Raw genomic sequence first — 23,921 nt, forward strand, 5'->3', positions numbered from 1 at the left:
CTAATTTTCAAGGCCAATGAGTAAGAATAATCCAGAGCGCAGGGTTACCCATGCTGATATTGCCCGCGAAGTGGGGGTATCAAAGGCGACAGTCTCACTCTCGCTGAGCAACCATCCGCGGATATCGGATGCGATGAAGATGCGCGTCCGTAAAAAAGCCGAGGAAATGGGCTATGACCCCGACCCGATGCTATCGGCGCTTGCCCATTATCGGAACTCCAGTCAGACCAAGCCGACCCAGGCGGTGTTGGCCTGGATAAATCCCTTGGAAAATCCCGACGATTTACGTGGCCAGCATGAATTTGACCTTTACTGGAAAGGAGCTTTCGATGCAGCCCATCAGCTTGGCTATCGGCTCGAAGAATTCCGGACAAAGGATATCTCGCTTCAACGCATGGATTCGATATTCAAGACCCGTAATATTCGCGGCATTCTGATTGCGGGGCTGCGCCACACAACATTTCTCCATACCAAAACCGACTGGCAATCCTTTCCATGGAAGGATTATGCGGCCGTGCGTTTCGGACGAAGTACCGCCTATCCGGAAACACACTATGTAACCAGTGCCCAAACCGCCAATACCATGCTGGCCGTCAAGTCTATCCGGCAACGAGGCTATCAGCGTATAGGCTATTTCGGGGAATACTCAGAAGTACGGCTCTTTTGTGCCGGCTTTCTCTTTGCCCAGCTGACCCTGCCGGAAAACCTCCGCCTTCCTCCATTACTGTTCACTCTGGAGGATTCCATCCACCAGCAGAAGGAGAAGCTCAAAATCTGGATCAAGCAGTATAAACCCGACGTCATCCTGACCGAACACTCCGGAATTTTTCAACTCCTAGCAGATCTCAAGATCCGGATCCCTGACGATATCGGGCTCGTCACCAACAGTATCCACGATACCCCCATTGATGCAGGGATCGACCAGAACCCAAGGGATATAGGCTACGCCGCTACTCGGATGCTGATTTCCCTCATCAACGGACACAGCTTAGGCATTCCATCGGTTCGAAACGAAACCCTCATCGAAGGCAGTTGGGTCGACGGCTCCATGCTCCCCAACAGGAATATCGAATAACGAAAGCGAGCGGTGCCGACCTGATCAACGACAAATAGATCGCCGAGAACCTGGCCCACCACCCGATGATTTCCATCTTCATACAACGGGCTCCTCAATTTACGGGTCTATTTCAGAATCACACAATCGAGGCCGAACAACGCACCTGTGCTTTTAGGATTCTTACCTACAACTTCAACCCGCAAAATATAGGACTCATCAATGGGTTCACAAAAGCCCAGCTCGATTGCGCCGGACGGCATAGGTATGCCGGCATAGAGATCGACTTCGCTTCCTGCCGGCTTACCGTTTACGGAGAACGACAGGATACCGAAGTCTTTCGATTTCGTGGCATGCAGGGTCAGTTTTTCAGAGGGCGGACCGAAACCCGGAATTCGGAATTCAACGACATCGCCAACATTCATGCCTTTAAACAGAACGTGATCCGTCTCGCTCCAGCTCCCTTTATAGCTCTTCAGATGCTGCGGTTTCCGAATCAACTGCTTCGGGCCTGAAATCAGTTCCATCTCCTCAAATTCAACGGCACCGTTGAACAGGTTCGCCGAGATCTCGGGCTCATTCATATTCGGCAGAGGCGGAATATTCAGACCCTCGTCCGGTTCCGGCTTGCGGTTCGAAGTGGTATTTTTAAATCCATACCACATGGTGCCCACCTGATAGCCCATATCGCACTCGGTGCCTGACCACACTTCCATATCCAGCTGCAGGGAGGATCCGAAAGGCATGGTATCCAGCGAACGCGTACGGGTTTCCGTGCTGAAGCCCATCGTATTTTCTCGTCTGCCGTTTTACGATTCAGCTTGTTATATTTATGGCTGAACGGCTGCGCATGGAACGGTTGCTCATAAAAGTCCGTGCTCCGTCCGCCCCAGGAATTGGCATAATAATCTTCCGTGCCCGTTCCGAAGATTGAAGGAAAATCCTCGCCATCAACCCAGATCCGTTCATCGCCTTCACCCCACCATTTTTCTACGGGGTTCATGATCGTCAGCGTATCGCCCTCATACACACCGCGCCCTTGCAGCGCAACATAATTCCAGTCCGAACGGGGCGCAGCTGGAACTGACATGAAAATCCTCAAAGCGCGTGCTCTGCTCACGGAAACGATCGATATGCGGCGTCTTGATATAGGGATGCCCGTTGCAACTGAGATCCCCGTACCCCTGATCGTCGGTCATGACCAATATGATATTGGGGCGGCTGCCAGAAAAACTTTTCGCTTCGACAAACCCGGCGCACAAGAGCGCGCCCAGCAGCAGATTCGTCAGCGTCTTCATTTCTTATTCTCCATAGTAATTTTTCTGCCCCGGCAGACGGGGGCTCTTTTCACTTAAACCAAACAGATTATGCTCCGCCTCGGTGATCTCAATCGGCTGGATGCTGAAATCAGTTTCTGCATAGCGAGTTTTGGCAAACGCCACGGTACCTAACAAGACAAGTTATTCCTATTAATAATCGCCGCCCGTATCACTCTGTTTACAAGAAGCGCGCCACGCGGCCAGCTGTTTCGACAGCTCAGCCACCTTTTCCGGGTGAAACGAAGCAATATCGTTTTTCTCGGACGAGTCTTCCAGCAGGTCGTACAGCTCCCAGGTTTTTCCGCCGTTCTGACTGTAGAGTTTATACTGCTGTGTATTCCACGCCAGCGGCTTCACATAACGAACCGCCAGTGTTTGTTTTTTACTTTGGGAAAGCCCTCATTGACCATCAGCAGCAGAACCGAATCCCATCCCTTGTCGTAGGACTTGCGCAGGCGAACTAATTGGCTGGTGTGTATTCAAACCAGTTTATCGTCATAAGACATAGTCGAGCTTTTCGTGGAACCTCCCCTTTAAAGGTGACATAGAGGGTGTGTTTCCCCTTCACGTTTTCGAGCATCGTTGAAAAGGTTTGGTATTCTTTTTTCGTATCGGTAATAGGAATAATGGCAATGGGTTCGCTGTCCAATGAGTCGAGACGAATTTCTATGGCCTGCTCATTTGCCCTTCGGTCAGAGTATGCCCTGACAAAAAAGGGAATGGGTTGATTGTCAGGGTTTTCTCCAAAGTCAACATGCTCGTATTTAGCCCAGCTGCCATCAAAGAGTTCTTGCAGTTGCAGCCCGCCGTCTTTGTCCAAATTAGTCGCAGCAAGGACCTTATGCGATTCAGAAAAATCTGCAGCGTCGAGGTGGACGGATCCTTTACCGTGATCACTGGTATCAACGGTTTCTAAGGTAAACTGAACGGTTTGGATGGTTCCATCCTCATTGAATTCCAGCTTGTCAAAGCTCGCGGACCTCTTGTTGTAGGACCCATTGTTTACCGATACTCCCCGATGGTAAAAATAATACCACTGGTTGTTAAATTCTATAGCAGACATATGGCAGGGCGCATCGTTCTGTGCCCGGCTCATAAAACCTATGAAATTCGCATAGCCATCTTTGGTGTTGTGGGTGGCTTGTTTTGGGTTGTCAGGGTTATCAGGAGAAGGGAGAGGATTATCCGCCATCCAGTAGCCCGTTTTGTTTCCAACCCGGGCCATAAAGTAATAAATACCATCTCGCTTAAAGATCGTCACCCCCTCTGATATCTTATCTTTCAGGCCTGAAAGTCGATACCATGGTCCATCAAGCTCGACCATATTATCCTTTAGTTTAGCTCCCCATATTTCTTTTCCTTCTGGACCTACATTCACCTTGCTATCGGTTCCATAGATATAGGCTTGACCGTCATCATCCACAAAGACTGTAGGATCAAAGATCGTCGTGATTTTGTCGGTGACGGCCTCTTCCCAGGGTCCTGCGGGAGATCGACTCTTCGCGACACCTACATACGTTTTGTCATAAGGAAAGTAGAGATAGTACCATCCATCTTTGTAGGCACAGTCGGGGGCATTCATTTGTCCGTCGGCCCAGGAGTATTCGCGGGGCTTAAGTACGACGCCATGATTGATCCAGGTTTTCATATCAGGGGATTCTAGTACCACGTAATCCTGCATTCCTGAGTACCCCTTGGCGTCGGGCTGATCGCGAGAGCAGTACACGTATACTTTGCCATTGAATACCTCGGCGGCGGGGTCTGCGGCGTAGACAAAGCCGGGGTCTTCCTGTTTTAAAATGGGGTTATTTTGGGCTTGCACATGCGGTGCAAGCGCAATCCCTATACCGACTCCCGCCAACCCAATCGTTCTGATTGCCTGATTCATTTCTGTGTTCCTTTCGTTATGATTGGTTCTGGCAATTTTCATCGTATTCACCCTAATATTTATTCCGTTTACAATCGTTTAGAGGGCTACCGGAGGGCGGGCATTCGCCTGCAGCTCGGCATCAAACGTTTCCATCACTTTTTTCATCTCAGCGACTCGTTCTGGATATTGCGTTGCAAGGTTGTTTGACTCACTGATATCCTCACGCAAATTATAGAGCTCAACACCGCTATTCTGCTTCCCGCCCTTCTTTTTCTTTGCCGATTTACGTCGGTCAATCCGCAATTTCCAGTCGCCCTGACGGACGGCTTCGATGCCGGATTTGCTGTAATAGAAATAACTATCCTGAGGGCTCTTCGCGCCTGCGGCTCCAACCATCAGCGGCCAGATATCTTTGCCGTCGATCACACGGTCTGACGGAACCGCCGCCCCGCTCAACCCAGCAATCGTCGGCAGCAGGTCAATGCCACTTGCAGGCTCAGAGCAGACCTTGCCCGCAGGAATGGTTCCCGGCCACCACGCAATGAACGGTTCGCGCATACCGCCTTCGTAGGTGCCGAATTTATAGCCGCGCAACGGCTTGGCAGAGCCGCCCTCGTAACGCTCCTTATTGCCCTTCAACTGCCACGGACCGTTATCCGACGTGAAAAGTACCAGCGTGTTTTCAGCCAGCCCGTTGGCTTTCAGATGGTCGAGAATGCGGCCGACGTTGTAATCCAGCTCCTCGATCGTATCGCCATACAATCCGCCCGCGCTTTTGCCTTCAAACTCAGCTGAGGCATACAGCGGAACGTGCGGCATGGTGTGCCCCAGAAAGATGAAAAACGGAGCGTCGCCCGCCGCATCGATGGTTTTAATCGTCTCATCAGTATAGCGGCGAGTCACCGTGCTTTGATCTACTGGATATTCCATCACCTCGGTATTGCGCATCAGCGGAACAGGACCGCGCTTTCTGGCGGACTTGAACGTATTCAGGTCGGCTCCCTCGCGCCAGACGATGTTACTCGAAATCGTCATCTTCGGGTCGGCCCACATATCGTTACTGAACGGAATACCGTAATAGGAATCGAACCCCTGATTGGTCGGCAGGAACTTTGGCAGATGTCCGAGATGCCATTTCCCGATGGCCGCCGTTTTATACCCCTGCGTTTTCAGCAGTTCCGCGATCGTGATTTCTTCGACCGGCATGCCGCTGGTATGGTGCGGAAAAAAGACGCGATGAATTCCCTGGCGGGCCGGATAGCGCCCCGTCAGCATGCCTGCCCGTGACGGACTGCAGAGCGAGGCCGGCGCATAAAAGTCGGTAAAGCGCGCTCCTTCCTGAGCCATCTGATCCAAATGCGGGGTTTTAATCTTCGGGGCGCCATAGCAACCGAGGTCCTGATAGCCCTGATCATCGGTCAAAATAAGGATAACATTCGGCTTGCCCGCCGTAGCCTTGGCGGAGGTGGAAGCCTCGGCGAAGGCGGGCTTCGATGCCCACGCGCTGCCCGCTAGCAGAAACAGAGCGACGGATATTCTTTGAGTTAACGTTTTCAGCTTCATTTCTTTCTCGCATTCCGGGCGGGTTCTTTGCCGTCATCACCCTGTTGCGTCATCCAGCCACTGATCGCTGTTTTAAGTTTCTGCAACTGCGTGGCGTATTCCGGATTGTTCGCCAGATTATTCATTTCCCACGGATCGGCATCCAAATCAAACAATTGAAACTCCGGCTGTTTGCGGTAGCGCTGCACCAGCGTTTCTGCGGTCGGATCGGTTTTCGCCTTTTCCAGCCAGCTTGTATAAATCTGACGTACGTCACGATTCGGATTTTTTGTATCCTCATACCCGTAGTCAAAGCCGTTAATAGTGCGAACAGCAAACAGGTTTTCCGGCGTCAGATTCCACATCAGCTTAAAGCGCCCATCCGTGACCGCGCGCGATGAAAACGGAGGTCCCTCTCTGCCGCTGTTATACTCAAAAAAAGCGTTGTCCCGATGCGTCTTCGTCTTTCCCGTAATGAGCGGAAGCAGGCTCTTCCCATCCAGATTGGACGGAACCTCGCCGCCAGCCGCATCAATCAGCGTCGGCACAATGTCGCAATATCCAGCCAACGCGTCGGTCTCAAAACCGGAGATACCCGGCCATTTTACGATGCAGGCCGAACGCGTTCCCCAGTCATAATTCGTCCACTTACCGCCGGGCATGCCGGTTCCGTTTTCATCGAGCACGATGAATGCGGTATCCTGATCCAGTTCCAGCTTCTTTAACAGAGCCTGCGCCTTACCCGCCTGCTCATCGAACAGACGGACCTCGCCCAGATGTTCGCGGAAAAAATTCCGAGTTTCCTGGGTATCCACCATGTGCGGCGGGAGCTTCAGTTCATCCAGCTCCCAGTGCGATGTATCGCCCGCATCCCACGGAGCATGGGCGTGGATCGAACAGATGAAGAGGCAGAAAGGCTGCTCGGGGTTGCGCGTCATAAACTCCTCGACACCATCCCATGTCTCGCCGGTTTTTGGTGCGCGTGCATTGCAGCCTGTCGGGAATCCCTCCACCTTCTCAAACGGATAAACCGATTTTGGGCTAATATGCGTCTTGCCGGTCAAGCCGACCCGATAACCCAGTTCGCTCAAATACTGCGCGATACTCAGCGTCCCCTCCTTGGTCGGTCGGTGGTTGCTGGTGCAACCGTTCCGGTAGGGTTGCAGGCCGGTATAGAGTTCCGCCCGCGACGGGCCGCAAACCGCATTCGCGACAAACATATTCCTAAAACGAATCCCCTCACCCGCCAGCTTATCAATATTCGGCGTTGTATTCGGGTTGGCCGAACCATAGCAGCCGATACTCGACGAACTGATATCGTCGCCCAGAATGATCAAAAAGTTAGGGGATTTCGCCTCAACCATGCCAGCCAGTGCCGGAAGTTCTTCCTTGATCACGGCAGCCACCTGCGCGGCAAGTGCATTACAGCCGACAGAATTGAAATGACAATTCCTTGGTTTCTGCCACTCTTTCAAATGCGGTTCACATAAAGCGTGCAGATCGTTCACCCGGATATCGTTCGCTTTCATAATTTCAAGCGCGGCGGCGTTGTACTTAACGGGCGCCTCAGGCGTGCGCAACGGATTCAGCGTTCCCGGCACGATCGGAGTCGTCGTCGCAAAGACCAGCTTCGCACCCGTGGCTTTCAGTTTGGCAACTAAGGTCTTCATATTCGCCGTGTACACGTCCAGCGTCGCCTGAGTCGGATCGTTGGGATCGTTCGACTTCTCATTTGATCCATCCGTTTTGACGTGCTTGAGGTCGTGCAGGCCCCAATTGAAATGAATAACGTCCCACTTCTGCACGGCCAGCCACCGATCAATATTCTCTACTCCGTTAATCGTTCCAACGCAATTTTCTCGCCGATTTCCATTCCGACCCATCGGCCGAAAGACATTCGCCTTGCCCTGCAAAAGTTCGCGCACCTGCAGGGTGTAGCCGATCGAAATCGAGTCGCCAATGATCAGCACGTTCGGCAACGCCGGATCGGGCGTGAAGGTCCAAACCAGGGTTTGGTCTTTTTCCGCCGTCGATCCGGCCTCCGGCGCGGCCGTAGCGACAGATGCAAAGAGCAGTGAGATGATGAGGGTTGATATGGTTTGTCGAGTAGACATAATATAGCTCCTTTCAATATTTCTAAATTTCACTTTTCTCATATCGCAAGGAACGTCAATGCCCCTCACAGAACCGGACTTGTGGATTTCCCACATCCGGCTCTTCGATTCATCTCACGTAACACGGATATCCGGTATAGAAGTTGTGCCGGATCGTCGGCTTCGGAAGCGGGTAGTGGCTGAGGTAGTCGTAAAACTTTGCCCAGCTCATGCTTCGCTTCTGGCTCCGCCGGTTCAACCATTTGCGCACCCGCCCCAGCGTCAGGCTGTAGTAGCTGGCGATGCATCGGTAGTTGCCGCTCACTCCGTAGTACTGGTAGTGCCCCCGCAGCTTGGCGCTTAGGCTTTTCCACCATTCCTTGGTTTTAGTGCGGTTCCGGTTTTCTTTCAACCACTCGTTCAGATCCCGGCATTTGGCCGCATATTTCTTCCGGCTGGTCTTGCGACCGAGCTTAAAGCGGCCCTGCCGGGTGCGGTCGCAGTAGTGGGTGAACCCAAGGAAGTCGAACGTGTTCGGGCGGCGATCCTGCCGGACGGCGTTTTCGGCTTCGTAACGTCCGAAGCTCATCCGCCTGCTTTTCTCCGGATGGATTTCCAGCGCGTAGCGCTCGAAGCGCTTTTTCAGCACTCGCTCAATGCGTTGCGCATCCTGCTCGTATTGCACGACGCAGACGAAGTCATCTGCATAGCGCACGAGTTCACAGAACCCTTTCACGTGGGCCTTCACCGTTTCCTTGAACCAACTATCCAGCACGTGGTGCAGGTAGATGTTAGCGAGGATCGGGCTAAGGATCGATCCCTGCGGCGTTCCCTCTTCCGTTTCCACCAGCAACCCTCCATCGACATAGCCTGCTTTCAGGAACTTCCCGATCAGGTGCAACAGCGAGCGATCCTTGACGCGGATTCGCAAGAAATCCAGCAGGTGCTCGTGCGACACGTTGTCAAAGAATCCCCTGATGTCGGCATCGATAACATGGTTGACCGGCTTGAACATCACCAGTTCGTTCAACTCCTTCAAAGCCTGATGGGCGTTGCGCTTCGGCCGGAAGCCGAAAGACTGATTCGAGAAGTCCTGCTCATGAATACTTTCGAGTATCCATACGATACCGCGCTCGACGATCTTGTTCTCGATCGCCGAGATCCCGAGCGGACGGAACTCGCCGCCCCCTTTAGGGATGTATACCCGCCGGGCCGGAATCGGACGAAAGCGTTTCGCCTTCAGCCGTTCGACCAACGCGTTCAGGTTCTCTTCCAGATTTTCCGCATACCCATGCCAGCTCTGGTTATCCTGCCCCACCGCCTTATTCCTGTTAAGGCTCATGAAGCACTTCCGAAGGAACGCAACGTTCAGCAGATGAGCTAGGCTCGTAAACTGCATCGCGGCATTCCTCTTCGCGTGTTCCGCTATAAGGGAAAGCTTGAGCTCTGTTGTTTCCATTTCTGTGTATGGCATCCTTCTTACACTTCCCTTTGCAATAAACCGTCGACTCCTTCGAGTGGGCTTGCGCCCTCGGCGGGCATTACCCCGCCTACTCCCCTACTACGAGTTGATCCGACTACCGTAGCGACTTACCGTCTCGTCGCCTCTTCGGCTTCCTCGACAGCTTCTGCGGAACGCTACGGTTCTCCCAAGTTCCGCCCTAAACAATTCATTCGCCCGCCACGGCCTGAGACCCCGGCACGCCGCGCAACCCTCGCCTTTCGCGGGCTGCACGATTCTGGCTTCCAGGAGATGAAACCCTTGGCCCTGTGCAACAATGGAAAATTTCGGGGCTTATAGCCTTCACTTCCGTTGTGGCTGACGAACTGCTATTCCTACAGCTTCGACTGATTCGTTACCTCCTCAACCGTGCAGGTCTATTCCATGCCGGCGGCTAACCTTTGCATGGGCTGGATTGGCCAGCTTGTTTAAGACAGCTTTGCTTGGCGCACTCATTTGATTCCTTTAGTTAGTTAGTCGCGAGATCAGACAGTTTAATGCCCCTTTGACTTCTTTTTCATCGACTGCGGAAAGTCGCCCTTTTCCAGCGAGGTCATGGGATCATCCATTTCATCCATGGTTTCCTCTAATAGCGCAGTGAGCTGCTTCAACGTTTCGCTATATTCCGGATTCCCCGCGAGATTGTTCATCTCCATCGGGTCTTTTGCCACGTTGAACAGCTTCACCTTTTTCAGCTGGGGATACGCGATGAGTTTCCAATCGCCGCTCAAAATCATGCGCTGGGTATCGATGTAGGCCCCATAAATTTTGTCATAGCTTTTATCCGCCCGTCCATCGAGTAGCGGCAGCACGCTTTTATAATCAACATAGTCAGGAGGCGTTTGCCCGCTGATTTCCAGCGCGGTCGCCATGGCATCCTGAATATAGATCGGGGCATCAATCCTCGTACCGCCCTTGACGCCCGGCCCCCATACGATGAAGGGCGCGCGCATGGCAGGATCGTACATATTCTGCTTGCCGACCAAGCCGTGATGGCCAAGCGAGAGCCCATGGTCGGAGCTGAAAATGATCCAGGTGTTGTCGGCTTTGCCGCTTTCTTCCAACGCCTGAAGAATCCGGCCGATCTGCGCATCCATATGCGTGATGCTGGCGTAGTATTCCTGACGGTTAACCTTGATGGCAAATTCCGTGCGTGGAAACGGCACCAATTTTTCATCGCGGATAACCGGAACACCACCCTCGCCCTGATCCGGATAGGATGGAATAAAGTTTTCGGGCACCTTAATACGATCCAGTGGGTATCGATCGATATATTCCTTCGGTGCCTGACGCGGATCGTGCGGCGCATTAAAGGCGACATACATGAAGAAGGGTTTGTCGCTGTCCGCCTTTTCCTCTAGGTAGGCAACGGTTTCGTCCGCCAGCACCTCGCTCCAATGCGTTCCGCCTTCCCAAAATCCGCCCTGCGCTTTATCCCACGGTTTCCAGCCGGCTTCATAGTCGGCCTCGTCCTTCGGACGGTTATAGCCCGCCGGCACCTGCTTCGGCATGCCGCCACGCACTTTGCCCGTACGGTCAAACATCTTCTTCGCACTCATGCCACCCACATGCCATTTCCCGCTCATATAGGTATCATAACCTTGCGCGGACATCAGTTGAGACCAGGATTTGCGGGTGCCTTTTGTACATTCCCGCGCATTCTCGTTAGCGTTCCATACAAAGTTCCCCGTGTTCAAGCAGGCCCGGCTGGCCATGCAGACCGCCCCCGCCCAGGCGCCCATATTGTAGGCGTGGGTAAAACTGGCCCCTTCGGTGGCGAGACGATCCAGGTTCGGCGTGTCGATATCCGTCAGCCCATACGCCCCGATTGTTTCAAAGCTTTGGTCGTCCGAAAAAATGAAAAGTATATTCGGTTTTTCCGCAGCCATCAACGCATTGGCCATAAGCAGCGAACCCAGCAGGATTAAAGATTTATTTTTCATACCGTTCATTTTCCTATTTTAAATTAATACAAAACCCGGTCACCGGCAGATCCGGTAGGCTCTTTGGCAATTGAATCGTCAACCCCGACGCATTCCGGCTCCACTTCAGTCTATCCGGGCTCCCCATCAATTCGATGTCCTGAATCTCCTGATCAAGCAGGCCACCGCTCGCCAGCGTCTTGATCATGATGTCCTTTGTTGGCGGTGCCAGCACAAATGCGTAGAGGGTGCCGTCCTTCGTCGTGAAACGGATATCCTGCGGCGTGAAGTCCTTGTTATTTTCACCCTGTCGGCCGTCCTTAATTTCTGTCGGCCCTTCGCCGAACGTTTTCCACGGTCTGGAACCATAGATGCCTTCACCGTTAATCCGCATAAAATCGCCGAAAGCAGCCACATAGGCCGTCTGATTTTCCGGAATAGTGCCATCGCCTCGCAGTGCCAGGTTAATCATGACCACGCCGTTTTTACTGATCGCGTCGACGGCATTCGCGACCATCACCGGAATACTCATCCGGTTCTGCGCCCCTTTACGATAGAACCAGCCGCCAGAAACATCCGTCGCCCACATCCAGGGCTGCGGTTTGATTTCAGCGGCACCGCCACGTTCCACGTTCGGGGTAAACGCCCGTTTATCCGCCCCCCCTTTAGCCGAGAACACCACCGTCTGCTTGCCGTCATTGGCCGCCCGGTCGCGGTTCAGATAAGAGGAAAACAGTTTGAGGCCCAGCGACTTCCCCGTCTTTTCATTCGGGTACGGACAGTCATTGTTAAACCAATCCGGATCATACTTTTCGATAATTTCCCAACAGCGGTCATACCAGTGCTGATTCCAGTCATCGGAATTTCTGTAGCCCTTCGGATCAAATTCCATGTTAAACAGCTTCGCTTCCAGCGTGCCCGGCGTCTGATATGGACGGGCGGTGGCAAAGAAACCGGGCGACCAATACAGGTGGGTGGAAATGCCGAACTTAAGCCCATGGGTATACGCCGCGCTTTTCCACTCTTTGAGCGTGTCGCGCTTCGGTCCCATATCAACGGAGTTCCAGGGATGGGAAGAATCATACATATCAAAATTATCGTGGTGGCAAGCCACCGGCATAATAAAGCGCGCGCCATTGTCTTTGCAGAATTTTACCAGGGCATCGGGGTCCCATTTTTCCGCTTTAAAAAGCGGAACCAGATCCTCATAACCGAACTCTTCAACAGGGCCATAACGTTTTTCATGAAACGCCTTCAGCTCCTCATTCATCTTGGCCTGCCCGGTAGACTGCCCCTCCGAGGCCCCATACATGCGTCGGCCATAATGAGAGCCGTCATTAGGCCTGTTTTCGTCAGCCGCCGACGGAATTCCCCAGTGCATCCAGACCCCGAACTTTCCATCCTGAAACCAGTCCGGCACCTGATAGTTTTCCGCCATCGACTCCCATGTTGGTTCGATTGCACTCACCACAGGCGGTTCAATTTGCGCCAGCGATGCAGCGCAGGCCAGTAGCCCGAACCCTGCACATATCGTTTGTTTGATCTTCATATTCTATTTCCCTCTTGCACATTGTGTATTCTTTGACCGGCCGGAAAGCGGCGACGAGCCGCCGCACTCAAATTTTTTATTCGAGGCCGACCGTAAGCTTGTAGAAGCCCGCAGGGGCACTGACATGGTTGGTATCGGAAAATAAACCGTCCACGACATTGCTTTCAATGAGTGAAAATCCATCGACCAGGTTGCTCGACCAATAGACGTTGTAGACGCGGCCGCTGGCGGCGGTCCATTCAAACGTGTTGCCTGCTCCAGCGGTGAAGTTTGATACAGCAAACGTGTCGAACACGCTGGGATTGAGCCCGGCGATATACTCTTCGTAGTTCGTATACGCATCCCCATCCGGATTGGCACTTTCTGTGGCGTTCGTACCGCTCAGGCCGAAATCACTCATCCATTCTGCAAAACCGTCGACTGCCTGAACGCTTCCGTAAAGCTTCACATTATCGAGTCCGAACCCGCCAAAACCGCCGACGGTAGAGTCCATTACAATCGATACCGTCAGGGTGGTTCCTGTTCCTTCGACCGATAGGGTATACGTTTGAAATTCATCGGTTAAATGAGGAGCCGCCACGCCGTTGGTTAAAACAGATGCACTGCGGTTCCGATCCAACACCGTTCCATTATCCAATGTTTCGTTCCAGTTCACACCCGATGAGCCGACTTCAAAAACGGTTTGCGTTGCACCACCGTCTATCAAACAGAAAACCGATGTATTCTTATCGGCAATATCGCCGGAACAGGCCCAGTCCATTTCGAGCGTCAGATCTTCCGCCCCGGAGATATCAAACGTATAAACGAGCGTTCGTGCGCCTCCCGCTCGATACATGCCGAAGACGTTGTCCGTTTTATTGGTGCCGAGGAAGCCCCATGTATCTGCCGAATCCAGCGCCACTACACCGCCGGCCGCCACAGAGGTATCGATCAGCTCGTCGGTTGTGACGGTTGCGCGGTTAACGATCTGCCAGAGTATGTTGTCGCTATTAATGCCGTTGTTGATAGTTCGGCTCTCATACAGGCTGTCGCCATCAAAATCATCCTCTCCAATCAGACTATTCTCGCCTTCATCACTCCAGGTCAGCACGGCCTCGTCGGTTTCGACGTTGAGCCAAACATCTACATGCTCAAACGAACGGGTATAAATATACCCATTCTTGACCGGAGGACCCAATGGCGGCCCTAAGGGGCGGGTCAACTCACCCACATAGTCCGTGGGATCCCAGATGAATTCCGGATATTTTTCGGTATTCTGATCGGGTTGATAACGGAAATACGAATATTTCTCGGCAATGATTAAATAATACGCCATTTCCACCGTAACCTTCTCTCGAATGAGTTCCAGCAACTCGTTTTCACGGCCCGCTGCGATCTCATCATCGATATAGGAATTATCCAAACGGTCGTGTAGGGCCGGCATAAGAATTTTCCCTTTCAAGGCCGCTTCCCGCATCAGCTGAATACTCACACACTTGGCATCCGCTTCGGACTGAATGACCGGACTATCGTTATAGGGCAAGTGCCAACGCTCAACATAGGAACCTGATAAAATCTGCATCAATCCACGGCTCCCCCCCTCCCGTTCATTCCGTATGGTATTACCGATGATCAAATCACCGGGTGAAGCTTGATCCCATAAGTCATAATAGGATTTTTCGGATCCGGTGACGGGGGACTGGAATTGCCCATCTTCACCAAGATAGGGATAGTTGCCCCCCGCTTTATCAATAAAGACTCCATCGATCTCAGGTTGAGCGGCCATCTCCACCGCCAGATCCACCCACCATTCACTCATCTCGGGGTAGTCATGATTGTAGGAATAATAGGCTCGAATCATGTCATAAACCCGGTCTCCATTTTCATCGAGGGTATATTTATTCCACTCGGCGGCATTGTAGAATGCATCGGCATTATACATCTGAAAATTAATCCCGGTGTTGACATACCAGAGCGTTTTAATGTCGGGGTTGAACGACTTCAACAAAGCGGCATCCGCGATGGTCTCATCCTCGCTTTCAAATCCCCCCATCGAAAGAACATCATGATGCGCGGCCATGGTTTGCGCCGCATTGGAACTGAGGGTGCCATTTGCAGAGGCCCAACGCGGAACAATATCCCAGGAAAATTCCGGATAGTTCAAATAATTCGTTTCAGCCGGATAGTCCGTTTGGCATTGAGCTCCAATGGGATAGCTTGAATAATCCTCAACATCCCCATTCATTCCATCCGGTCGTTCAGAAACGACGAATTTCAGGATGATTTTTTCCGCGGCCACCTGGGTATTTCCGGCTGATGTAATCACCAGTTCATCCGTGGAAGGAACGGCATATTCTACTTCAAAATTCGAGGTGTACGACGGCAGATTAACCCCTACACCGGCGATCAGTTTATGACTATGGCCCCCTTTTTCCGCCAGTCCAAACCCCTGAAATCCTTCAAAGACATTCCCACTCGAACCCGCCGAAACCTGAATGTTTTCCACACTGAACCGCAATGATTCCCCGGCATCCAGATCACCGTCGCTTCCGACCCCCCATTCATTATCATCAACCACCGGCAAGGCCGATGCGCCTAACGCCGAGACCGAGGAGGATGCTTCGTTCGTGCTGTAGGCATACGTGGTGCCGGTAAACCCTTCCACCCGCAGATCAAAATCGATGATGTCGTTAAATCCATCTCCATCAAAATCGGACCCGGCCCATTGAACGGAATAGAGCAGATCATCGCCGTCCACCGCTGAGGTGTACGAAAGCGCTGACGAGGTGAGATCCCGAATAATCCGCCCCGTGTTCACGGTCAGGCCACCCCCCGGATTATTGACATCGCTATTCGCCGCAAACCACAATGAACTTACCTGTCCCTGCGGTTCATCAACCACCGTAAGGTTCAGACTGTCGCCATCCACACTCAGCGTTCCGCCGCCCAGCCCTGTGATGGTGATGTCCGCCGGATTGAATGCACCGCTGATGGCCCCGAATCGAATCAGCTCAATAACATTTCCTCCAATCGAATAGCCTCTTAAATCAATCTCCAGCGTCGCACCGTCAGCAATCGTCAACAGATCGGAGACCACAATGGGACTGGTGCCATACGTGTCGAAATCGAACCGCAAGCTGGCATTCGTCGTTAAGGTCATCTGTCTCGTGTCCAGCGATCCCTCCGAAGATTCAATCGATAAAACACCTCGATTAACATAGAGCTCCTCGGCCACAGTCAATGCACCACCGATCATCCTATAGGAAGAATCCGACAGCGCAGCAGCATCATCCCCAATCCGGAGATCATTCGACAGCGTGACATCTGCAGTCTGGATCACATGCCCCCCGCCGGAACCGGCAGTTGACCCCAGCAGCAGATCAACACCGCGGCTCAGCTCACGGCTGATTCGCAGCTGAGCTTCGTCATTCAGGGTAACCGAAAATGAATTGGTGGTTTCAATCGGCGTGCAGATCACCACATCATCATGATTTCCCGATAAGATTGCCGTATCGACGGACGATGATCCCGGCACCACGCCGGCACCCCAATTTTCTGCAATCGACCAATTACGATCAACCGCTCCCGTCCACTCCACGCTGGCCGCCTCCGCTGTAAATCCCAATAGTGAGAGTCCTCCCATTACGACTATGCTTTTAATCCTCATCTATTCGCCTCTTTAGTTCCTTGCATTCTCACTTACCATTTTGCGTGTAAAAACAAACCACCCTCAACCCGTTCTGAATCAATATGATAACCGCGAAAGAACACAAGGAACGCAAAAGCGGGACGCATGGAGTTTGTTTGTCTTTGCGTTCTCTGCGTTCCTTCGCGGTTTCAATCATCTGCTGCGAAGCCACATTGGACGTTTCGACCAACACAGCACAAGCCCCTCCCTTTCTGTATAGAATAGGAGGAGATCTGTATTCATATGCAAAAAACCGGCAACCCGGGGGAATGCGATTTACATGCTAAGTCGACGTCGGACAAAAATAATGCCTCCGCCAAAGGCCACGACCAGTCCCAGCGTTGCCGGTTCCGGGATTACTGTGAAAGTACCGGAAAGGTTGCGGTTACGCTCAGAAGCTTGTGCCGTCAAAACCAGTACATCCTGAGCAGAACTGAAAGTATAAGTCTCTTGGGCTGTAGTAAACTCCGTCGTGTCAGCACCCGTGCCCAGATAGTACGTTCCGGCGGTCAACCACAATTTAGTAAACCCATCGAATGTTGCTTCATAATTCGCATCGGAGAGCACAATATTATCAACACTGAATTGAATACTCTCATTTGCCGCCCATGTGGTGGAACCCGCACCGACATTAAATTCGGTACCATCGTACGCGGCCATCACTTGAGTTCCCGGCGTAACTTGCTCGGAAGCCACGGTGCTGGTCTCAAAAGCCGAAAATACGACATCCCAGCTCATCGTATCAGCAGAGTCACCCTCTCCATCCAGATCGAGATTGGTGAGTTCATAGGAATAAACCAAATTCACATTCATCCCATAGGTGGTGCTGACGGAGAGTAAAACCCCGTTTTTGTTAAGGTTTCTGATGTCCGATTCATTTAGTCAATTCCGATTTTTTGTTGAAGGTTAACCATGGTTCCGCGCTTTGTGCATATGGCTGTCCCACAGCTCTTAGACAAACCCCGGCAGATACGCCTGTTCCGGCGCACCCCGTATGCGGCCGGGCGGTTTGGCTGTCCCATAGGAATCCAGCAAGGCGGGCAGGTTCCACCGGCGCCAAAGCACCGCGCGCACAACAGTGAACTGCCGCTTGAAGCTGTGCTCCCATCCGTGCATGAACGCGAGGCAGCGCATCAGCAGGTGGACCAGCAGCCCCATCCAGATCTGCCAGCGCACGGCGTTGGCGCTGTAGCCCAGGAAGTCGGAGAGTTGGAGCGTCTGCTTGATCTCCTTGAAGAACACCTCGATGTCCCAGCGGCAACGGTAGAGTTCGGCGACCGTCCACGCGCTCCACTCCAGGTGATTGGTGATGAAGGCGATTTCGACATCCTTGCCGTTAATCTCGACCAGCGCCACGACCCGGCGCAACTCGCACGGATAGGCTTTCTTCGATGCTTCGACCACCATCTCGATGACCTCGTCGCGCAGGATGCGCTTGTGCCCGGTGGTTTCGAGGGTGCGCACCACCTTGTACTGCATGTTGTCCTTCGCCCGGCCAACCCACCAGACACCGCGCACCGTCAGCTCGAAAAGATGCTTGAACTTGTTGTAGGCCTTGTCGAACACGGCGATTTCACCGGGTTTGAGCTCGGCGCACAGGCTTTGGGTCATCGTGCTGTCATGGTGCTTCGCCGTGTCGATGATGGCGCACCGGGGCAGGAAGCTTTGCAGGTCGAGGCGCAGGTGGCACTTGGCCGCAGCCTTGCGGCGGCGATGCTTCGCCCAGTCCATGCAGTTGGCGACGAGCTGGATCGTGGTCGAGTCCAGCGCATGGATCGTCTTGCTGAAGCGCCGGAGGTATCCGCGCCGAACCTTGCCCTTCGCGAAGCCCGGGACTGTATCCATCAGATGCTTCATCATGCACCAGTAGAGCTCTTCGGCCATGTCCGCGTTGCGGATCTTGTTCGCGTGGCTCAGGTTGTTACGCGACGGAGGAACCGCGCCGCGGATGGTAGAGAGCGCCGCCGCGTTCATCTGGAGCGCGTCGCACACATCGTTGAGTCCGAGTGCATGGGAGAAGTGGGCGTACAGCAAAGAAACCACATGGCTCCACGGCGTGTACGTCCGGCTTTGAATGTCCACGCCATGCTTCTGCGCAAGGCTCGACACCATGTGTCCGGGAATCAGATTGCACAATTGTTTCAAGGTTGTATACCTATGTCCGGCTGGCTTGTGTTTATGTTGTTTTTTCATACCCTCCGAGTGGAGGATTTCAACGGCACATGCCAGCCTTTTTTTTCAATATCTATGGGATGACAATGAACCAAATTATGTCCGTTTGTCGTAAGCGTGACGCTCTCAGCCACAGCGCCGCCATCAAACGTCACGGGGCTATAACTGCCATTTCCGTTCAGGTTGGGCATGGATACCACAGCCGCCTGCGCCGCTCCCGCCATCAGCAACCCCATTCCCAATGTACATACCATTTTCTTCATTTTACTTCTCCTTTTGCTTGCCGGGCAGGCCGAGGCCTGCCCGGTGTAATTTTCATTTAAATATTACTCAGCCAGGTATGAACGATAGAACATCTGATCTTCCGTGATGTCGTTGGTAATGATGACTTCGCCGCCGGTGCCGAGCACGGTAGTCGTGGAGTTGCTCCACGTTCCAGTGGTCAGGCTTTCCCTCGACTGAACCCCATAATTAAACCCGGCTTCCGTCGGCCAGCTCAGTGCAATCTGGGTTCCGCCGGACAGAATCTGATAAGAAACATCGCCGACACTCGAAGGAGGAGCCGAACTCGAGATGGAGAAGGTGAAGTCCACCGTCGAAACGCCCCAGCGAATTGTGCCACCTACAGCAGCGGTCACATAAAGCGGATTCATCGAGAAGTCGGTTACCGTTTGAGTGTCCCCGTTCCATTGATATCCATTCAATCCCGACCCCGAGCCAAGGATCATTTGGTGAGAATGGCTCGTATATTCAGCAGCCACTATCCCGCTGAAACCAAGGAATGCCGCATCAAGCGCACCCGCCGTTCCTGTTACCGAAATGTTTTCAACGGTATAGATCAACGTATCTCCGGGATTTATGCCCTGAGAACCGGTGCCTGTAATCCATGCCAATCCAGACGGATTATTCTTATAGGTAGGGTTATCGGATGCATCACCCACCGTTTCCGAGCCGAAGGTAATGTTTGCCGAAGATGCTCCCGGTGTTGTGCTAAACGAGGTGGTTGTTCCGTTTACCGCCGAAACACGGACATCAAAGCTGAGCGTATCGTTAAGCGTGTCACCGTCCAGATCCATATCCGTATAGCTGATTGAGTATACAAAATCCCCGCTGGCCGAAACGCCGGACACCGCCAGACCGTTGGTGGAGCCGGCAACATTAAGCAGGTTTGAAGCCGATAATGTATCCGCAGAAAGCGCGCTGAAGACCACCTCGGTGCCCAGCGGCAACACATCGATCAAAACCGTTGCAAGTTCACTGTCAAGTACACCGTCGTTGACCTTAAAGGTAAAGCTATCGGAACCGACATATCCACTGTTCGGCGTATACGTTAAAAAATTGGTATCCGTAGCCGACACCATTCCGTTGGTCGGCAGATCAACCACAGCATACGTCAGGTTGCTGCCCTCCGGATCACTGCCGGAAAGCGTAATATCAAGAGCAACATCCTGCAAGGTACTGACGCTCTGCGGTGCTGCACTCGGGGGAATGTTCGTTACCGTTATGGTTACGGTGGCGAGCTCACTGGTATACACCCCGTCAAACACCGTAAACGTAAATTGGTCCAGGCCCTCGAAGTCGGTATCCGGTTCATACGTCAAATCCGGCGCAGTTCCGGACAGGGCGCCATTGGTCGGTGAATCAACCACCGTATACGTCAAATTGGTAACGCCGTCCGGATCCATTCCGGTCAGCGTGATCGGCAGATCCACATTCGGCACCGTGGATACATCCTGCCCGTCTGCAATAGGAGCTACATTGGTCACCACCCCGACCACTTCGGAATGAAGCCCGAAAGAGAGGTCGCGATCCCCCCATGCAGCATCACCCGTAGGCAACGTGGCTGGATTGACCGCACGCAGCATGGTGCCGCCGGCATAAAGGTCATCTGCGTAACTAACGGTCAGCCTGTTCTCCGGCCCCGGATCAAACCAGAACTGGAAGGCATAATCGCCGACCGGAAGGACGATATCAGCATCCAGGTTCAGCGAAAAACGGGATGCATTGGTTAATGTGATTCCAGTCAGATCGAATGTTTCCAGCAGATTCGTGGAAGTAATCACTCCGTTGGTGCTATATTCTCCGATCCACAAATTGAGGGTGTTTGTTCCATCCGAATAGGTATGATCCCCCGCCTTGACCAAGGTCACCGCCCGGAGCGTCGTTTCATTGGTCAAACTGAAGGACTGCCCCAAGAGGACAAGATAATTTGTTGTGTAGCACCAGGCTGAGGATGTCTCCGTCGCCACATCCTGTTTAACGATAAATGTACCGTCGGGATCAAATCCCAGGTTCTGCTGAACCGTGCCCGCCATGACACTCCCTGCCGTCAAAGCGCATAATGTAAGTGCATATCTCTTTTTCATTTTTCCTCCTGCGTTTATATATGAACGTTTAAGCGGGGCGGCCCACGCCTTCCCTGATTCAAGGTCTAAACTAGATCCAAAAAAAATCCTGCACATCGCTATTTTCAGCGATGCCCAAAAAAAGCCACTCCTGATATAAAGGAAGGTAGCAGGGTGGGTTCAAACACGAGAAGGATGATTTATATCCTTAATAATCGGCTGAATTCTGATATGGATGAGCTAACTTAAGACGAACTATGCGAATATTGTTAACAATAAGCCTGATTGCGGCCGTCATTCCGTTGCTTTTTGCTGCGGAGATTTCCCAACCCTTGGAAAATCTTTCTCTAAGCCAGTTGGAAGTGCTGCGTGATGAGGTGGCGGAGGAATTAAGTGATCTGGCCAGCTATAGTATGCGCAGCGGCATTGGTACCGCCGGGCACCGGTCTACATATCACCCGGACCCGCACCACACCGAATGGATCAGGGTTACGCTGGAGTCCGAAACCCTCATAGATCAGATCATCCTCACCCCGATTATTCGGAGGGATCCCAAACTTGGACTTCATGGCGATGGTTTTCCGGTAGATTTCAGAATACTGGCCGGAACGGCCGATCATCCGGAAGCCGTGGAAATTGCCTCTTTCACAGAAAAGGACTGTCTACTTCCGCGCATCGCGCCTTTAAGAATTGACTTCGAAGCCATCAAAGCGTCCTGGGTTAAACTCGAAGCCACAAAACTCTCCTCCAGGGACTGGGACAATCAATATATCCTCCAGCTCTCGGAAATCATGGTGTTCAGCGGTCCTGAAAATGTGGCGCTGCACTGCCCGGTTGAAGTGTTTTCCAGCACAGGCCACAACAACCCTTCCCGAGCAAAGACGACGTTGGTGGACGGACAGGTTCCCTATCTGATGGATGCCGCCGGCGGCGATAAAAGCATTGCGTTTATGAGTCATGTTGATGGCATCAAAGATCCCTCTCTAACCATTGACCTTGGGCAATCCCGGAATATCAACCGCATACATTTCCACACGGCGGAACTGTCCGACACCATTCCCCAATCAGCAAAACCGGGGGTCGGCATTTCTTCTCATATACAGATTGAAGGTGCCGAAAACTCCGATTTTTCCGATGCGGTCGTACTCATGGAATATAAGCGCGAACATGTATTCGATGCGGGACCGATCATCATGAGACGCTTCCCCGAAACCCGCTGCCGCTATTTTCGCATGAACATCATAGAACCCTATGTCGACGGGATACACTCCACCTTTGGCTGCGCAGAAATTGAACTATTTTCCAACGGTCGAAACGTGGCCAAGGGAAAAACGGCCGCAATCAACTACACGTTCAGTTTGCCCAACAGAACACTGAGCGCCATTACAGACGGTCGGAACCTCTACGGCGAGATCCTGCCGATACGGGACTGGATGGAACAACTCGCCCGAAGGCACGACCTTGAATCCGCCCTGCCCCGGATTTATGAGGAGATTGAAAATCGCTACATCGCCCAACGAAAGAACCTGCAGCTCGTCAGCTGGCTCGCGGTCCTGCTCGCCGGAGGAATCGGCTTCACGATCCTCATCAGCCGCAACCTCCAGATGCGCCAGATTGTCCGATTAAAAACCCGGTTTGCCGCGGACCTGCACGATGAACTCGGCGCCAACCTTCATGCCATCGGCCTGCTCGGCGACATTGCCAAAGACGCCATCCATTCGCCGGATATCCTGGTTAAAGCCGTTGATAAAATCCGGGCACTGACGGAGCGCAGCGGTGAGGCCGCCCGACACTGCGCGGAAATGCAGGAGGCCGAAATTTTCGGGAAACTCCCGGACGACATGCAGCGTACCGCCAACCGGATCATGACCGACATCGACTTTAACCTATCCATCGAGGGCGAAGAGATTCTCGAAAAACTGCCACCCCGCACCAAAGCGGATCTATTCCTTTTTTACAAGGAAAGCCTCGTCAACATCAGCCGCCATTCCGGAGCAGATAAAGTCGACGTCCACCTTTACACGGAACATAAAAAAATAATTCTGGTCATATCCGACAATGGACAAGGCCTTTCCGGTGACGTCCCGTCCTCGCTCAAGCGCCGCGCACGACTGCTCGGCGGTCAGGTTTCCTCCGGCACATCGGAAACCGGCGGAGCCAGCATCATCCTGACCTTCAGGCCCGGCAAATTTAAATTCAGGAGAACCGACAAACGATGAAACGGAAAATTAAAATCATGCTCGTGGAAGATAATCCAGAATATCGCGATGTAATAGATTTCGCCATAGAGCATGAAGAAGAAATGGAACTCATCAATCAGTTTGGACTGGCCGAGCGCGCACTCCAGAGTTTCCAAAGCATGGAAACCCGGACCGAACCCGACATTATCCTGCTCGACCTGAACCTACCCGGAATATCCGGCCTTGAAGCGCTTCCTCATTTAATTAAGGCCGCGCCGAATTCAAGCATCATCATTCTGACCCAATCCGATCAGGAAGCCGACGTACTGCGTGCGATTGCCGAGGGCGCCAGAGGGTACCTGCTTAAATCAGCCACCGTGCAGCAGATCAAAGACGGCATCAGGACCGTTGCGCAAGGGGGATCAACCCTCGACTCCAAAGTTGCCCGCTTCATGATGGACACCCTCAAAAACAAACTCCCGAACCTCAACGCAGAAAACCTACTCTCCGACCGGGAACTTGAAACACTCCTTCTTATGGGCGAAGGTCTTGCGCGGAAAGAGATCGCGCAGAAGCTGAAGATCAGCGTTTATACCGTGGACACCCATATCCGCCACATCTACGACAAGTTTAATGTCCCCAACTCCGCCGCCGCCGTCCACTGCGCCCACCGCCTCGGCCTCTTCCATCGCGATAACTGACACGGG

At 52.8% G+C, this 23,921-nt stretch carries 18 protein-coding genes and 1 pseudogene; 3 read left to right on the forward strand and 16 right to left on the reverse strand.

The genetic code is table 11. The features are described 5' to 3' along the window. The first annotated feature begins 16 nt into the window (after nucleotides 1-16). Nucleotides 17-1,075: a LacI family DNA-binding transcriptional regulator gene (locus tag E9954_RS08495; protein WP_136078766.1), complete on the forward strand. Its 1,059-nt coding sequence runs from the start codon at nucleotides 17-19 to the stop codon at nucleotides 1,073-1,075. A gap of 107 nt (nucleotides 1,076-1,182) precedes the next feature. Here the strand turns inward: E9954_RS08495 and E9954_RS32990 are convergent, their stop codons facing one another. The 16 genes and pseudogenes from E9954_RS32990 to E9954_RS08565 form a co-directional block, all read right to left on the reverse strand. Next, nucleotides 1,183-1,842: a hypothetical protein gene (locus E9954_RS32990; protein WP_246046701.1), complete on the reverse strand. Its 660-nt coding sequence runs from the start codon at nucleotides 1,840-1,842 to the stop codon at nucleotides 1,183-1,185. A 59-nt stretch (nucleotides 1,843-1,901) separates the two neighbouring features. Beyond that, nucleotides 1,902-2,144, reverse strand: a pseudogene (locus tag E9954_RS33635) (DUF2961 domain-containing protein); the annotation flags it as partial. Further along, complete coding sequence (locus tag E9954_RS33640; protein ID WP_136078767.1) at nucleotides 2,077-2,352, reverse strand: sulfatase-like hydrolase/transferase; 276 nt, start codon at nucleotides 2,350-2,352, stop codon at nucleotides 2,077-2,079. The pseudogene E9954_RS33635 and the gene E9954_RS33640, both read right to left, overlap by 68 nt. A 3-nt stretch (nucleotides 2,353-2,355) precedes the next feature. Continuing rightward, nucleotides 2,356-2,508, reverse strand: a complete 153-nt coding sequence (locus tag E9954_RS33645) for a hypothetical protein (protein ID WP_168442097.1) — start codon at nucleotides 2,506-2,508, stop codon at nucleotides 2,356-2,358. Between the two features lie 15 nt (nucleotides 2,509-2,523). Continuing rightward, nucleotides 2,524-2,730 (reverse strand): hypothetical protein, encoded by a 207-nt coding sequence (locus E9954_RS08510; protein ID WP_187357950.1) that lies wholly within the window; start codon nucleotides 2,728-2,730, stop codon nucleotides 2,524-2,526. Nucleotides 2,731-2,833: 103 nt separating this feature from the next. Beyond that, entirely contained in the window at nucleotides 2,834-4,303 is a 1,470-nt protein-coding gene (locus tag E9954_RS08515) for a family 43 glycosylhydrolase (RefSeq protein ID WP_136078768.1), read from the reverse strand. Between the two features lie 36 nt (nucleotides 4,304-4,339). Then, nucleotides 4,340-5,806, reverse strand: a complete 1,467-nt coding sequence (locus tag E9954_RS08520) for a sulfatase family protein (protein WP_136078769.1) — start codon at nucleotides 5,804-5,806, stop codon at nucleotides 4,340-4,342. Further along, nucleotides 5,803-7,899, reverse strand: a complete 2,097-nt coding sequence (locus E9954_RS08525; RefSeq protein WP_136078770.1) for a sulfatase-like hydrolase/transferase — start codon at nucleotides 7,897-7,899, stop codon at nucleotides 5,803-5,805. The genes E9954_RS08520 and E9954_RS08525 overlap by 4 nt, the downstream gene beginning before the upstream one ends. 109 nt (nucleotides 7,900-8,008) lie before the next feature. Further along, nucleotides 8,009-9,352 carry a group II intron reverse transcriptase/maturase gene (gene ltrA / locus E9954_RS08530; protein ID WP_136078771.1) on the reverse strand — a complete coding sequence of 448 codons (1,344 nt, stop codon included), beginning with the start codon at nucleotides 9,350-9,352 and terminating at the stop codon, nucleotides 8,009-8,011. Nucleotides 9,353-9,873: 521 nt separating this feature from the next. Continuing rightward, nucleotides 9,874-11,322: a sulfatase-like hydrolase/transferase gene (locus E9954_RS08535; RefSeq protein ID WP_136078772.1), complete on the reverse strand. Its 1,449-nt coding sequence runs from the start codon at nucleotides 11,320-11,322 to the stop codon at nucleotides 9,874-9,876. 13 nt (nucleotides 11,323-11,335) lie between these two features. Further along, nucleotides 11,336-12,850, reverse strand: coding sequence for an alpha-L-fucosidase (locus E9954_RS08540; RefSeq protein WP_136078773.1), 1,515 nt, complete (start codon nucleotides 12,848-12,850; stop codon nucleotides 11,336-11,338). Between the two features lie 76 nt (nucleotides 12,851-12,926). Continuing rightward, on the reverse strand, nucleotides 12,927-16,496 hold the full coding sequence (locus E9954_RS08545; protein WP_136078774.1) for a putative glycoside hydrolase: 3,570 nt from the start codon (nucleotides 16,494-16,496) through the stop codon (nucleotides 12,927-12,929). Between the two features lie 297 nt (nucleotides 16,497-16,793). Next, complete coding sequence (locus E9954_RS08550) at nucleotides 16,794-17,324, reverse strand: PEP-CTERM sorting domain-containing protein (protein WP_168442098.1); 531 nt, start codon at nucleotides 17,322-17,324, stop codon at nucleotides 16,794-16,796. Between the two features lie 144 nt (nucleotides 17,325-17,468). Beyond that, nucleotides 17,469-18,710 (reverse strand): IS4 family transposase, encoded by a 1,242-nt coding sequence (locus E9954_RS08555; protein WP_136077916.1) that lies wholly within the window; start codon nucleotides 18,708-18,710, stop codon nucleotides 17,469-17,471. Continuing rightward, complete coding sequence (locus E9954_RS08560) at nucleotides 18,707-18,952, reverse strand: hypothetical protein (protein ID WP_136078776.1); 246 nt, start codon at nucleotides 18,950-18,952, stop codon at nucleotides 18,707-18,709. The genes E9954_RS08555 and E9954_RS08560 overlap by 4 nt, the downstream gene beginning before the upstream one ends. A gap of 63 nt (nucleotides 18,953-19,015) precedes the next feature. Continuing rightward, complete coding sequence (locus tag E9954_RS08565; RefSeq protein ID WP_136078777.1) at nucleotides 19,016-21,055, reverse strand: Ig-like domain-containing protein; 2,040 nt, start codon at nucleotides 21,053-21,055, stop codon at nucleotides 19,016-19,018. Between the two features lie 236 nt (nucleotides 21,056-21,291). Between E9954_RS08565 and E9954_RS08570 the strand changes: the two genes are divergently transcribed. Next, a complete protein-coding gene (locus tag E9954_RS08570; protein WP_136078778.1) occupies nucleotides 21,292-23,253 on the forward strand; it encodes an ATP-binding protein in 1,962 nt (653 codons plus the stop codon). Then, entirely contained in the window at nucleotides 23,250-23,915 is a 666-nt protein-coding gene (locus tag E9954_RS08575; RefSeq protein WP_136078779.1) for a response regulator, read from the forward strand. The genes E9954_RS08570 and E9954_RS08575 overlap by 4 nt, the downstream gene beginning before the upstream one ends. The last annotated feature ends 6 nt before the right edge of the window (nucleotides 23,916-23,921 follow it).

Source organism: Pontiella desulfatans, from assembly GCF_900890425.1.
In the GTDB taxonomy this organism is placed as follows: Bacteria; Verrucomicrobiota; Kiritimatiellia; order Kiritimatiellales; family Pontiellaceae; genus Pontiella; species Pontiella desulfatans.

Bases quoted from the DNA above. Each gene is read 5' to 3' on its own strand.
- E9954_RS32990 (WP_246046701.1), bottom strand. From the start codon at position 1,842: ATGGGCTTCAGCACGGAAACCCGTACGCGTTCGCTGGATACCATGCCT.
- ltrA (WP_136078771.1), bottom strand. From the start codon at position 9,352: ATGCCATACACAGAAATGGAAACAACAGAGCTCAAGCTTTCCCTTATA.
- E9954_RS08495 (WP_136078766.1), top strand. From the start codon at position 17: ATGAGTAAGAATAATCCAGAGCGCAGGGTTACCCATGCTGATATTGCC.
- E9954_RS08555 (WP_136077916.1), bottom strand. From the start codon at position 18,710: ATGAAAAAACAACATAAACACAAGCCAGCCGGACATAGGTATACAACC.
- E9954_RS33640 (WP_136078767.1), bottom strand. From the start codon at position 2,352: ATGAAGACGCTGACGAATCTGCTGCTGGGCGCGCTCTTGTGCGCCGGG.
- E9954_RS08520 (WP_136078769.1), bottom strand. From the start codon at position 5,806: ATGAAGCTGAAAACGTTAACTCAAAGAATATCCGTCGCTCTGTTTCTG.
- E9954_RS08525 (WP_136078770.1), bottom strand. From the start codon at position 7,899: ATGTCTACTCGACAAACCATATCAACCCTCATCATCTCACTGCTCTTT.
- E9954_RS08560 (WP_136078776.1), bottom strand. From the start codon at position 18,952: ATGAAGAAAATGGTATGTACATTGGGAATGGGGTTGCTGATGGCGGGA.
- E9954_RS08545 (WP_136078774.1), bottom strand. From the start codon at position 16,496: ATGAGGATTAAAAGCATAGTCGTAATGGGAGGACTCTCACTATTGGGA.
- E9954_RS08535 (WP_136078772.1), bottom strand. From the start codon at position 11,322: ATGAAAAATAAATCTTTAATCCTGCTGGGTTCGCTGCTTATGGCCAAT.
- E9954_RS08515 (WP_136078768.1), bottom strand. From the start codon at position 4,303: ATGAAAATTGCCAGAACCAATCATAACGAAAGGAACACAGAAATGAAT.
- E9954_RS08575 (WP_136078779.1), top strand. From the start codon at position 23,250: ATGAAACGGAAAATTAAAATCATGCTCGTGGAAGATAATCCAGAATAT.
- E9954_RS08570 (WP_136078778.1), top strand. From the start codon at position 21,292: ATGCGAATATTGTTAACAATAAGCCTGATTGCGGCCGTCATTCCGTTG.
- E9954_RS08565 (WP_136078777.1), bottom strand. From the start codon at position 21,055: ATGAAAAAGAGATATGCACTTACATTATGCGCTTTGACGGCAGGGAGT.
- E9954_RS08540 (WP_136078773.1), bottom strand. From the start codon at position 12,850: ATGAAGATCAAACAAACGATATGTGCAGGGTTCGGGCTACTGGCCTGC.